Consider the following 13246-nt stretch of genomic DNA (forward strand, 5'->3'; position numbering starts at 1 on the left):
TCATGGGAGAAATCGTATCAGAAAATATGACGAAAAATGCGAACGCAAAAGTACTTAGTAAAGAAGAGATTATGGCTGCGCTTAATGAAAGACATTCTCCGGAAAAGCAGAAGCATCTGTCTGCAGGAAGGGTTGCGATAGCCGGACTTGGCGGATTAGGATCAAATGTGGCATATGCACTTGCCAGAATCGGAGTCGGACATCTCCATCTGATAGATTTTGATGTAGTAGATATTACGAACCTGAACCGGCAGCAGTACTTTATGGAGCATATCGGAATGTATAAAACAGATGCGTTAAAATCATTACTGTTAAAAATTAATCCGTATCTGGATATCTATACAGACTGCGTGAAAGTCACAGAAGAAAATCTTAAGACACTATTTCGTGACGAGCCTATTGTATGTGAAGCATTCGATAATCCAGAGGCGAAGGCAATGCTGGTGAATGGAATACTGGAATATTTCCCGGGAAAGAAACTCGTATCGGCAACCGGTATGGCCGGATACGGAAGCAGTAATACGATTCGCACACAGAAGTTAATGAAGAACTTTTACCTGTGCGGAGACCGCGAGACGGCACCAACGTATGGAAATGGCCTGATGGCACCAAGAGTTGCAATCTGTGCAGCACATGAGGCGAATATGATCACACGTCTGATCCTTGGAGAAGAGGATGTGTAGGAAGACAGGTAAGAAACATAAGATTCATGCCGCAAAAAAAGATAGATAAATAAAAAAGCATGAGCAGAAAATAATAGGAAAGAAGGTCCTGATTATGGATAAAAAAGAAATAAAAAATACAGATACATTTACACTTGGAGGAAAAGAGTTTACTTCTCGTTTTATATTAGGTTCAGGAAAATTTTCACTGGATCTGGTGAAAGCATGTGTGGAAAAAGCAGGGGCACAGATTATCACACTGGCACTCCGTCGTGCAAATGAAGGCGGTCTGGCAAATATTCTGGATTATATTCCGGAAGATGTGACACTTCTTCCGAATACATCAGGAGCCAGAAATGCAGAAGAAGCAGTACGTATTGCCAGACTTTCCAGAGAAGTCGGATGTGGCAATTTCGTCAAGGTGGAAGTGGTAAGAGATTCGAAATATCTCCTTCCGGATAATTATGAGACGATCAAAGCTACAGAAATTCTTGCAAAAGAAGGATTCGTGGTTATGCCGTACATGTATCCAGATCTGAATGCTGCAAGAGATCTTGCAAATGCCGGTGCAGCATGTATCATGCCGCTTGGCGCACCGATCGGATCAAATAAAGGGCTTAGCACAAAAGACTTTATTCAGATCCTGATCGATGAGATCGATCTGCCAATCATCGTAGATGCCGGAATCGGACGTCCGTCCCAGGCATGCGAGGCAATGGAGATGGGAGCAGCCGCAGTTATGGCAAATACAGCAATTGCGACTGCGGGAGATGTACCGGCGATGGCGGAAGCATTTAAGAAAGCAATCGAAGCGGGCAGAAGTGCGTACCTTTCCGGACTTGGAAGAACGATTGAGCGTGGTGCAAGTGCATCTTCACCGCTGACCGGATTTCTGCAGGATTAGGAGGCACGACAAATGGGAACAAATCATGAAGATACACATATTAATGAAAGTATTTTAAGCGAGGAGATTCTGGAAGACCAGAAGAAGAACCGGATCGATCACATGACCTATCTTCCAGGCATGGAGGATATCGGATCAGAAATACTCGACCAGGTCGTGGCAGCCATGGAGGCTTATGATTATAATACATATACAGCAGAAGATGTAAAACGTGCACTGGCACATGCAGAGCGCACACCGGAAGATTTTCAGGCGTTATTGTCACCGGCAGCACTGCCATTTCTGGAGGAAATAGCGCAGGCAGCGCAGATCGAGACGAGAAAACATTTTGGTAACAGTGTCTATATGTTCACACCAATCTATATCGCAAATTATTGCGAGAACTATTGCATTTACTGTGGTTTTAATTGCCATAACAAAATCAACCGTGCACAGTTAAATGCGGAAGAGATCGAAAAAGAGATGGCGGCGATCGCTGAGACAGGTCTGCAGGAAATCCTGATTCTGACAGGAGAAAGCCGTAACAAATCTACAGTAGAATACATCGGTGAAGCATGTAAGATCGCCAGAAAATATTTTAAAGTTATTGGTCTGGAGGTTTATCCGGTAAATTCAGACGAATATGCATATCTGCATGAATGTGGGGCAGATTATGTAACGGTATTTCAGGAGACATATAACTCAGATAAATATGAGACACTTCATCTTGCAGGGCATAAGAGAATCTACCCGTATCGTGTAAATGCACAGGAAAGAGCATTGAAAGGCGGCATGCGTGGAGTTGGATTCGGAGCACTTCTGGGGCTGGATGATTTCAGAAAAGATGCATTTGCGACCGGATATCATGCATATTTATTACAGAGAAAATATCCACATGCAGAGATCGCATTTTCATGTCCGAGACTTCGTCCGATCATCAATAATGACAGGATCAATCCGATGGATGTGCACGAACCGCAGCTTTTGCAGGTAGTGTGTGCATACCGCCTGTTTATGCCATTTGCAAGCATCACGGTTTCGACACGAGAGTGTGAAAGAGTCCGCGATAATCTGGTAAGTATTGCGGCAACGAAGATATCTGCTGGTGTAAGTACCGGTATCGGAAGTCATGTAGAAGATATCGAAGACAAGGGTGACGATCAGTTTGAAATCTCGGATGGACGTTCGGTAGATGAGGTCTATCAGGCACTTCTGAAACACAATCTTCAGCCGGTGATGAGTGATTATATCTATGTGTAACAGGGAGTATCTTGTGTTAAAAACATGCCGAATACAGCTGAAAGGAGTTGTCAGTGATAAAATCTGTAAACAATCAGGACTTTAAAATCATTGCAGTCAGCAATCGGAAATTATGCAACCGCCCGTTTTTAGAGCAGATAGAAAGAGTCTGCAAGATACATCCGGAAGCTGTGATCTTAAGAGAAAAAGATCTGACAGAAGAGGAATATGGGACATTGGCAAAAGAAGTAATGAATATTTGCCGCCGTTATCAGGTGTCTTGTATTCTTCATAATTTCTGGAAGACTGCACTAGAACTGGGATGTACATCTGTACATCTGCCACTTCCGATTTTGCAAAAAATAGCTGATGAAGAAAAGAAAAAATTTACAAAGATTGGAATTTCTATACATTCTGTAGAAGAAGCGAAAGAAGCAGAGCAATTGGGAGCTTCCTATCTTACGGCAGGGCATATCTATGCGACAGATTGTAAGAGGGGATTACCGCCAAGAGGATTGGGATTCTTAAAAGAAGTTTGCCGGGAAGTCAGCATTCCGGTGTATGGAATAGGCGGAATAAAGTTCGATGAAGAACAGTGGAATGATATGAAAAAATGTGGAGCAGTTGGAGGATGTGTTATGTCCGGAATGATGGAAATATAGTAATCGAAATAAAACAGCTCATTTTTAAAAGAGCAGGAAAGCCTTCTGAGTCGGTACTCGGAAGGCTTTTGCTTTGCACTGGCATATAAGTGCATATCAGATAGTACTTTACAAAATTATTTCTAAGTGTTATATTAATACAAAAATGAATAGTTCAAAATTGAAATAAAAGGAGAGCTACATATATGAACACAGGAATCGAATTTGCAGAAAAGCTGTCAAAGGCATACAGTGAGACCTGCAAACCGTTATGTCATGAACTGAATATTCCACAGACCGCATTTGACATCTTACTTTTCCTGGCGAACAACCCAGAATACAAAACTGCCAGAGACATCGTAGAAATACGAAAAATTAAAGCCAATCTTGTATCGGTAAATGTGGATAAACTTGTGAATGAAGGCTATCTGGAGCGGAAAAGTGTAGAAGGTGACCGAAGAAAAGTCAATCTGATCTGTACAGAAAAGTCAAAAGAGATTATCCAAGAAGGACAGAAACTTCAGCAGTCGTTCGTTGAAAAACTATTTGAAGGAATGGATGAAGATACAAGAAAAGCTCTTCAAAAAGGAATGGCGCATATGGAAGCGAATATAGAGAAGATGTTGGAGGAAAAGAACTAGATGAATACAATATTAATGATTATCGTAACATTTTTCGCGGGGATGGGAGCCGGACTCGGAACCGGATTTGCAGGAATGAGTGCGGCGGCAGTGATCAGTCCGATGCTGATCACATTTCTTGGAATGGATCCATATATGGCAGTCGGAATTGCACTTTCATCAGATGTACTTGCAAGCGCAGTATCTGCCTATACATATGGAAAGAATAAGAATCTGGATGTGAAGAATGGTCTGATCATGATGGTCAGTGTACTTGCCTTTACCGTTGTGGGAAGTTATGTGTCCAGTCTGGTACCATCTACAACGATGGGAAATTTCTCGGTATTTATGACATTCTTGCTCGGCATTAAGTTCATCGTAAAACCTGTCATGACGACAAAAGAAGCCATGGAAAAAGTATCGCCGAAGAAACGTGCAGTGCAGTCGTTAATCTGTGGTGTTATGATCGGATTTATCTGTGGATTTATCGGTGCCGGAGGCGGTATGATGATGCTTTTGATCCTGACCTCTGTCCTGGGCTATGAGCTTAAGACGGCGGTAGGAACGAGTGTGTTCATCATGACATTTACTGCCTTTACCGGTGCAGTTTCGCATTTTGCAATCGGGGGAATGCCGAATATAGCGGTGTGGATCTTATGTATTGTGTTCACACTGTTGTGGGCAAGGATTGCGGCAGTATTTGCGAATAAGGCAACACCGAAGACATTGAACCGGGCGACGGGTGTGATATTAGTGGTTCTTGGGATTGTGGTTATGGCGTTTTCTATTTTAAATTAATAGAGAGCAGGAAGAAATTAATATTATAGGAGAGAATAAAAGGTATTAATAGAAAAATAATATGATGTTTTGTTTATTATGCATTCTACAGGGACTGCCGGTGGCAGGTCCTGTAGAAAGAAAAACATTGCTTATGATTCTTTAATATTTCCTGCTTCTATATTTTCTTTGAGTATCTGGTCTGTTACTTTATATAAAGTCTCAGATCCCAGCTGCGTTTTCCGTTGTCTTCCGTATACCTGTTCGGAAGTAACCTGATGCTCACGCCAGTCGCCACCGCCGTTACTGTTATTGAGAAGCAATGGCTGCAGGTTATCCAGGGAATGTGCAAATTTGGATTCCGGTGTCTGGTAATTTTCGAATTCATCAAAGAATGAAGTCAGTTCTTTTTTCTGATCTTCTGGTAACAGTGAGAAAATCCGTTCTTTGGCAGCATCTTCACGTGCTTTCTGCGTCTTTAATCCTTCTGTATCGTAGGCATAAGTATCTCCGGCGTCAATTTCCACAATGTCATGGATCAGGCACATGATCATAACTTTTGCGATATCGACAGGTTCATTGGCATAATCTTTTAACAGGTATGCCATAATTGCCATATGCCAGGCATGTTCCGCATCGTTTTCACGTCTTCCGTGTCCGGAAAGGTGGGTTTGTCTTAATATATTCTTTTCTTTATCAATTTCGAGAATGAAATCAAGTTGTTGTTTTAATCTTTCATTCATGTTGAATTCCTCCTTGTATGATTGGTACAAACAAACTATAAGATAGTATAACATAAATGAAAGTAGGATGGAAAGCAAAAACACAGAAAACATATAAAACATATTGACTTAATAGGAAAACGGTGTTAAACTCCAGTTATTAAAAGATAAAAGAGAGAAAAGCTCAGAAGGCAGGTGCAGGAAGTAATGAAACAGATATTATGCTTTGGGGATTCGAATACGTGGGGGTTAGATGGAGAGACCGGAAAGCGTTTTCCGTGGGAAGAACGATGGACCGGAATCTTACAGGAAAAACTGGCGGACCGAGATATTAGAATTGTTGAGGAAGGTCTGTGTGGAAGAACGACCATATTTGAAGATCCGCTTCGCCTGGGAAGACGGGGAACAGAATTGCTTCCGACATTATTAGAGACGCACACGCCGGATGCAGTCGTGTTGATGCTTGGAACGAATGACTGCAAAACTATATTCGGAGCGTCAGCAGAAATCATCGGAAAAGGAATTGCCAGGTTACTGGAGCAGATCAATCAGTATGCAGATAAGATGAAGGTTCTTGTGATATCTCCGATCTATCTGGGAGAAAAGGTATGGCAGGACGGATATGATCAGGAATTTTCGCCAGAATCCGTAGAAGTATCAAAGAAATTAGAACCGGTATATGAAAAAGTGGCCGGAAAGTATGGCAAACGATTCATGCGGGCAGCAGATTATGCGAATCCGTCGGAAGCAGATCAGGAGCATATGGATGGACAGAGTCATAAGATTCTTGCAGATGCGATTTATAGAAAATTAGAAGCAGAGATTTTGTAGAAAAGATAAAAATCCGTTGTCAGTCAATGGCATCTCCTGTTTTACTGGATTTTCAGTAAAGGGAGCATATCAGGACAAGACAACGGATTTTCTGCTATCTTTTGGATGTAGCTTCTGCAACGGATTTTCCGGTGATTAATTCCATTACCGTACTTTTGGCATCGATAGCGGTAAACACTCCTGCAAGAATGAAAATGGCCCCGAGATATCCCATCTCTGTGAGCTTCTCATGCAGGAAGATGAAGGAAAAAATCGCTGCAAAGATCGGTTCCAGGGAGAACAGGAATCCGGTATTCTCCGGTGTTGTATATTGCTGCACAACAGTTTGTACAACGAATCCGTAAGCTGAGGACAAAAGAGCAAGTCCAAGAACGGAGATCCAGTCCAACGCGGTGCTCGGAAATATCGGGGATCCGAACAATAGCAGACCGATTATGGAATAAAGACAGGTAAAGCCCTGCTGGTAGATTCCGAGTGCAAGTGGATCTACCTGTCTGGTAAAATAGCTGTTTAATACAATATTGATTGAATAACTGAAAGCCGAAAGCATACAAAGCAGCATTCCGGGCTTGACAGCAAATATATCACCGCCGTTGATCAGTATCATTCCGATCAATACGATAATGATTCCAAGCCTGACATGATGCTCCGGAAGTCTGCGGGAAATAATTGCATGAATGATCGGAACAAGCACAACGGTGGTGCTGAGGATGAATCCACTCTGAGAAGCAGTGATCGTATTTAATCCGTAAAGGATTGGCGTAAGGTTTGTAAAAAGCAAAAAGCCGGTGATGGCACTGTAGAGTAAAAGTCTTTTATTAACGTTCAGTAATCTTTTGAAAAATATAAGTACCAGAATCAGAAATGCGATTCCCGTACGCAGAGCCATCAGCATCAGAGGGGAAAGTCCCTCAATTCCAAGTTTCATAAATATATAAGAAGTTCCCCATGCCATAGAGCAGGTTGTAAGAATCAGATTGGCTTTTTTTGTCGACATAATTGGCGATTCCTCCTATGTAATAGTTTTCTTGTTTTTTATTATATAGTAGAATAGAATATAAGTAAAATGCTTCGGTAGCGGTGAAGAAATTCCTGCAGTTTGTAAGAAAAAGGGAAAATCTTTGATTCGTGTATTTTTAAGTAATAAAATATGGAGAAGTGGATAGTGTATATCTATAAATAACAACATTTCAGAAAGGGAGCCTTAGAAATTGCTGGAAAAATTAAGAGAACTTGGAATCAGAGATGATCTGATTCGTGAGATAACAGAATATAGGGAAACATACCCGGTAGAACAAGAATATGGTTCAAGAATTCCGAAACTGGAACAATTTTACTATGGAAAAGAAGTCTGGGAGCAGGCAATTACCGCAATTTTGTGTGGAGAGAATATTCTGTTGGCAGGTCCGAAAGCAACGGGAAAGAGTCTGTTTGCAGAAAATTTGGCGGGAGTATTTGCAAGACCACGGTGGGATGTGTCGTTTCATGTGAATATGGATGCAGCTTCATTGATTGGTATGGATACATTCCGTGGGGGAGAGGTATCTTTCAGACCGGGGCCGGTGTATACAGCGGCAAAAGCCGGTGGATTTGCCATATTAGATGAGATCAACATGGCAAAAAGTGAAGCAATGGCAGTACTTCATGCGACACTGGATTTCCGGAGGACGATTGATGTTCCAGGATACGAACGTATGGAATTACATCCGGCGACAAGATTCATTGCAACGATGAACTACGGATATGCGGGTACAAAAGAACTGAATGAAGCACTGGTATCCAGATTTGTCGTAATCCAGATGCCGATGATTTCAAAGGAAAGTCTGATTAAATTAATAAAAAAGCATTATCCGGACATCAGGGAAGAAGGAGCAGGAGAACTGACATTTATGTTTCTGGAATTACATAAGAAATGTGAAAATGGAGAGATATCTTCCAAGGCTCTGGATCTGCGTGGTCTCTTAGGAGCAGTCGGTCTGATGGAAAAAGGACTTGATATATTTACGGCACTGGATATGGGAATTACCAATAAAACATTTGATACCTATGAACAGACCCTGATTCGTGATACGATCCGTACAAGAATTTCGAAGAAAACGGTGAAAAAAGATTTGTTTGTGAAGTAGCAGGAAAGTAGTGTGTTATAGCATGGCGGAAATAGAAGAACAAGAATTAAGAGAAGCAAAAAGAGCATGCAATTTTATATGGGCGGCGGCAGAAAATTATGAACTTGAACCACTTTTCCTTGCATTTGCATCGAACGGAACGGCAGATATGTATCTGAATCTGATTATCGGTCTGACTTACAAATGGTACGATCAGGAGAAAATAGATGATTTTTTTAATCAGCTGGGAGGAAAAGACCGGGAACTGTATGAAGGTCTTCTTTGGATCGGACTTGAGAATGCATTGTACCAAAAAGAAAGAAAAATAAGATCAGTAATGGAAGAACTGCGAAGGGAGTATGCGCTGGATAATCTGAACCGTTACAGGAATTATAAAGAATATGCAAGGATAGAACAAATCCGGAATGCACATTGCAGAGAAATTTTGGGACAGCCATCCGAACTAACTACAGAAGAGGAAGAACTTTTGCATGCATTTTCCTATACGGAAGAGATGACAACGGATGAGATTCTGGAACAGACACGAGAGAATCTGTGGAAATATTTTTCTTATCGTCCGTCAAAAGCTGCGAAAAAAAAGGGTGTTTACTTTCTTCAGAAAGTTGCCGGAGCATTCCATTCTGTTGGAAAAGTGAGTGCCACATATGTACGGGCGAAGCATTATGAAGATAAAGACGTTGGCAGTGAGGAAAAAACAGGAGTTATAGAGCGGTCAAAGCATTATCTGGTGCAGTTCTCATTAAAAAATGATCCGGGGGAGGCAAGAATATATGTAGAAGCCTGCTTTGGCAAGAATATGTACCCGCAGACTGAGCAGGAAAGAATAGAGCGGGAGATATGTGTGGATAAACATAAGAATTGTCATGTACTCTTTACAAGAGGAAGATCAGGATGGAAAGAAAAGCAGAAGAGCAAAACAAAATTAAAAGAACTTTCGGAAATAGAAAGAAAACGAGAAAGACAGGAAATCCTGGAATTTCAAAAAGAATCTGCCCAGCAATATGAGAAAAATAAACAGTATTATGAGAAGAATCGTGCAATATACAGAAACAGTATAAGAAAACTTACAGAGAAATTACGCATCTGTCTGGAGACACAGGACGAGACATTTCCAGAAATGGCAACGCACGGGAAGATCAATCCGAGAGAAGTATGGAAAGCAGTTTATCTGGATAATCCAAGAGTATTCGAACGGAAAGAAGAAGTGGAGATTCCGGGATTTTCAGTCGATATGCTGATCGATGCATCGTCTTCCAGAAAGCAGATGCAGGAACAAATTGCGGCGCAGGCATATGTCCTGGCAGAAAGTCTGGAAGAGTGTGGAATACCGGCACAGATATATTCCTATTGCAGTATCCGGGGCTTTACGGTGATGCGGATCTTTAAAGATTATGAAGAAGAACAGGTTGGAAATGAATTATTCGGATATGTTGCGGCAGGAAATAACCGGGACGGACTGGCTCTGCGTGCAGCAGGATATTTGATGGAAGCAAGTAAGAAAGCAAAAAGAATTTTACTTGTACTGACGGATGCAAACCCTATGGACGACCAGAATATCGGTGAGGGAGCTTTTTATACGAACAAGGAATATACTGACCAGCCAGCAATAGAGGATACAGCAAGGGAAGTTCAGAGGTTAAAGCAAAAAGGAATCCAGGTCATAGGAATCTTCATGGGAAGTGCAAAATCCAGAGAGGCAGCAAGAGAGATATTCGACCGAGAACTGGTGCAGATTCAGAATATTAATGATTTTGCCGGGGCAGTGGGGCGAGTGCTGGGAGAAGTGATGACGCCATAGGGGACGTAAAAAAGTGGCTTTTTCAGTGTCCCCTATGGCTTACAAAGTACATATATTAATAACAAAAGCATCTGGAGTTAATGTATGACCAGTCAGAAACTAGAAAATCTTTTAAATCTTGCACTGAATTCCGCGGAAGATGAGCGGGAAAAATCCTTGAATTTAAATGTTGGATATGATCCGCTTGACCGGGAATGGGATCTGATCATCAAATATTCCGTAAATCTGGACCGAGTCAGGAAGATAGCATCCAAAGTAACAGAACTTCAAAATGAATATGCAGTCATCCGAATTACAGAATCCAGAATCGACATCTTATCGGAAATTCCGGAAGTTGAATATGTAGAAAAACCAAAACGGCTGTTCTTTCAGGCAGCAGAAGGAAGACGTGTGTCTTGTATCAATGCGGTACAGGATACACGCCTTTCTCTGTATGGACAGGGAATATTGGTTGCAATCATAGATTCGGGAATCGATTATGCGAATATAGATTTTCGAAATGCGGACGGAAGCACGAGGATTCGGTATCTGTGGGATCAGTCTCTGAATCCGGCAGATGGGGAAACAGCACCGGTTGGATACAGCATCGGTGTGGAGTATACGAAAGGACAAATAGATGAAGCATTAAATGCACAAACTGTATCAGAACAGAGAAGGCTTGTGAGAAGCCAGGACATTTCCGGACACGGTACGGCAGTGGCGGGAGTAGCAGCAGGAAATGGAAGCAACAGTGGAGGACGTTATGCCGGAGTTGCCATGCAGAGTGAATTGATCGTTGTAAAACTTGGTAATCCCATACAGGAAGGATTCCCAAGAACGACAGAGCTAATGATGGGGATTGATTATATAATAAGAAAGGCACTGGAGCTTCGGATGCCTGTAGCTGTGAATATCAGTTTTGGGAATACATACGGCGGACATGACGGGACGACACTTCTGGAACGGTATATCGATGATGTGTCCAATATATGGAAGAGTGTATTTTGCATCGGAACCGGAAATGAAGCGGCAAGTGCCGGGCATACTTCCGGTAGAATTATTTCAGAAGGAGAAGAGACAATTCAGCTTGCAATTCAGAGCAGACAGTCATCGATCAGTATCCAGATATGGAAAGAATATACGGATCAAATAGAGATTTCGATCATCAATCCATCGGGAGTGCGGGTCGGACCGGTACCGGAGATATTGGGACCACATCGCTTCCGAATTGGTCAGACAGAAATACTGCTTTATTATGGGGAACCAAGTCCTTACAGCATTTCCCAGGAAATCTATATAGATCTGCTTCCGGTAGAAAGTTATCTGACAGAAGGAATATGGAGAATTGTTCTAAGTGCCGGGAAGATTGTGACAGGACAATATGAAATGTGGCTTCCAAGCGACAATGTATTGAATCGTGGAACAGGATTCTTGTTTCCAACAGATGCTACGACGCTCACAATTCCATCTTCTTCCAGCCGTGCAATATCCGTAGGAGCATATGACGCAAGGACATTTGCATATGCGGATTTTTCGGGAAGAGGATTTACCAGACTTACAAATATGGTGAAACCGGATCTTGTGGCACCGGGAGTGGAAGTTATGACAACAACAGTGGGCGGAGGATATGCGGCATTTACAGGAACATCCTTTGCCACGCCATTTGTGACAGGAAGTGCAGCGCTTTTGATGGAATGGGGGATTGTGAGAGAAAACGATCCATATCTATATGGGGAGAAGGTGAAGGCATATCTGAGACGTGGAGCGAAAAAAGTACCGGGATTTGACGAGTATCCGAATGAGGAAGTGGGGTATGGGGCGTTATGTGCAGCACAAAGTATTCCCCAAATATGAAAAACGGCTGATTTGAAAAAGTAAATTTCAGTGCCCGAGTAATAAGGATAAAAGGTACATTTTTTTAGTAGGATAATGTTTCCAAAAGTGCTAAAATAAAATTATCATACATAAGCGAGGCGTAAAACAATGAAAAAAATCAAGTGGGGCGTTATAGGAACTGCCGGAATTGCCAGAAGTTGTACCATTCCGGGAATGATACAGGCATACAACTGCGAATTATATGCAATTGCCGGAAGAAACATAGACAAAGCTGAACAATTTAAAGAAAAATTCGGATTTGAAAAAGCCTATGGAAGTTATAAAGAATTGTTGGATGATCAGGAAGTGGAAGCGGTATATATTGCGCTGCCAAATACTTTACATTATGAGTGGGCCGTGAAAGCTATGAAAAGCGGCAAACATGTACTGTGTGAAAAGCCGCTTGCACCGTGTGAAAAGCAGGTAAAAGAATTATTTGACACGGCAAAAGAGAATCATGTATATCTTATGGAAGCTTTTGCGTATCAGCACAGTCCATATATCACTGCAATTAAGAAAGAGATAGAAGATGGAACGATAGGAGAAGTTTGTTATATAGATTCTGCATTTATCACATCGGATTATAATAAGGAAAATATCCGGATGAGACGGGAGACTCTTGGAGGGTGTACATACGATCTTGGAGTATACAACACAAGTCTGACGTTAGGACTTCTGAATGAAGAACCAGAAAAAGTCGAGGCTTCCGCAATCTTTTCGGAAGAAAAGATCGATAAGCTGACTTCTGTGGTCATGGAATTCGCAGATGGAAAGAAAGCAGCATTTACCTGTGGCATGACACTTGCAACGGATCAGGACAGGAGACTGGACCGTCTGGAGATAGATGGAACGAAGGGAAGCATTACCGGAACCAAATTTTCATTCAATGGTGATGGAGAATTAAGCTATACGATTCGTACGGCTGAGGGGGAGGAAGAAGTAAAGACGGTAGAAGTTCCACAGAATTATCGCTTGGAGGTAGAACAATTTGGCAGATGTATCGATGAAAATGAGAAGCCGGCGGTTACGGAAGAATTTTCGCTGAAAAATGTGAGACTTGTTGAGCGGATTCTGGAGGAGATCGGATATTAAG

General features: G+C 41.9%; 13 protein-coding genes. 11 read left to right on the forward strand and 2 right to left on the reverse strand.

Translation table 11 applies throughout. From position 1 onward, the window contains the following. The first annotated feature begins 2 nt into the window (after nucleotides 1–2). From thiF to NCY30_RS01895, 6 genes are all read left to right on the forward strand, one after another. The gene (gene thiF / locus NCY30_RS01870; protein ID WP_161169733.1) at nucleotides 3–683 is read left to right on the forward strand and encodes a sulfur carrier protein ThiS adenylyltransferase ThiF; all 681 of its coding nucleotides are present in this window, start codon (nucleotides 3–5) and stop codon (nucleotides 681–683) included. Nucleotides 684–777: 94 nt separating this feature from the next. Beyond that, nucleotides 778–1566: a thiazole synthase gene (locus tag NCY30_RS01875; RefSeq protein ID WP_006426435.1), complete on the forward strand. Its 789-nt coding sequence runs from the start codon at nucleotides 778–780 to the stop codon at nucleotides 1564–1566. 12 nt (nucleotides 1567–1578) lie between these two features. Further along, nucleotides 1579–2805 carry a 2-iminoacetate synthase ThiH gene (gene thiH / locus NCY30_RS01880; RefSeq protein WP_006426434.1) on the forward strand — a complete coding sequence of 409 codons (1227 nt, stop codon included), beginning with the start codon at nucleotides 1579–1581 and terminating at the stop codon, nucleotides 2803–2805. Between the two features lie 53 nt (nucleotides 2806–2858). Beyond that, nucleotides 2859–3446, forward strand: a complete 588-nt coding sequence (locus NCY30_RS01885; protein WP_250818431.1) for a thiamine phosphate synthase — start codon at nucleotides 2859–2861, stop codon at nucleotides 3444–3446. 185 nt (nucleotides 3447–3631) lie between these two features. Then, entirely contained in the window at nucleotides 3632–4066 is a 435-nt protein-coding gene (locus NCY30_RS01890; protein WP_006426432.1) for a MarR family winged helix-turn-helix transcriptional regulator, read from the forward strand. After that, nucleotides 4067–4843 (forward strand): sulfite exporter TauE/SafE family protein, encoded by a 777-nt coding sequence (locus tag NCY30_RS01895; RefSeq protein ID WP_055181668.1) that lies wholly within the window; start codon nucleotides 4067–4069, stop codon nucleotides 4841–4843. Between the two features lie 131 nt (nucleotides 4844–4974). Here the strand turns inward: NCY30_RS01895 and NCY30_RS01900 are convergent, their stop codons facing one another. Then, nucleotides 4975–5565, reverse strand: a complete 591-nt coding sequence (locus tag NCY30_RS01900; RefSeq protein WP_022416035.1) for an HD domain-containing protein — start codon at nucleotides 5563–5565, stop codon at nucleotides 4975–4977. Nucleotides 5566–5751: 186 nt separating this feature from the next. Between NCY30_RS01900 and NCY30_RS01905 the strand changes: the two genes are divergently transcribed. Beyond that, a complete protein-coding gene (locus NCY30_RS01905; protein WP_246945735.1) occupies nucleotides 5752–6375 on the forward strand; it encodes a GDSL-type esterase/lipase family protein in 624 nt (207 codons plus the stop codon). Nucleotides 6376–6469: 94 nt separating this feature from the next. On the opposite strand, the gene NCY30_RS01910 is transcribed toward NCY30_RS01905, so the two are convergent. Continuing rightward, nucleotides 6470–7372, reverse strand: coding sequence for a DMT family transporter (locus tag NCY30_RS01910; RefSeq protein WP_055181671.1), 903 nt, complete (start codon nucleotides 7370–7372; stop codon nucleotides 6470–6472). A 214-nt stretch (nucleotides 7373–7586) separates the two neighbouring features. On the opposite strand from NCY30_RS01910, the gene NCY30_RS01915 reads away from it, so the two are divergent. The 4 genes from NCY30_RS01915 (at nucleotide 7587) to NCY30_RS01930 (ending at nucleotide 13245) form a co-directional block, all read left to right on the forward strand. Next, on the forward strand, nucleotides 7587–8501 hold the full coding sequence (locus NCY30_RS01915) for an AAA family ATPase (protein WP_055181672.1): 915 nt from the start codon (nucleotides 7587–7589) through the stop codon (nucleotides 8499–8501). A gap of 22 nt (nucleotides 8502–8523) precedes the next feature. Continuing rightward, nucleotides 8524–10299 (forward strand): hypothetical protein, encoded by a 1776-nt coding sequence (locus NCY30_RS01920; protein ID WP_006426424.1) that lies wholly within the window; start codon nucleotides 8524–8526, stop codon nucleotides 10297–10299. 84 nt (nucleotides 10300–10383) lie between these two features. After that, entirely contained in the window at nucleotides 10384–12132 is a 1749-nt protein-coding gene (locus NCY30_RS01925; protein WP_250818432.1) for a S8 family peptidase, read from the forward strand. A 129-nt stretch (nucleotides 12133–12261) separates the two neighbouring features. After that, nucleotides 12262–13245: a Gfo/Idh/MocA family protein gene (locus tag NCY30_RS01930; RefSeq protein ID WP_055194840.1), complete on the forward strand. Its 984-nt coding sequence runs from the start codon at nucleotides 12262–12264 to the stop codon at nucleotides 13243–13245. Nucleotide 13246: the final 1 nt, after the last annotated feature.

Origin of the sequence: Dorea sp. MB18-49 (assembly GCF_023669465.1) — a bacterium.
Classification (GTDB): Bacteria; Bacillota; Clostridia; order Lachnospirales; family Lachnospiraceae; genus Dorea_A; species Dorea_A longicatena.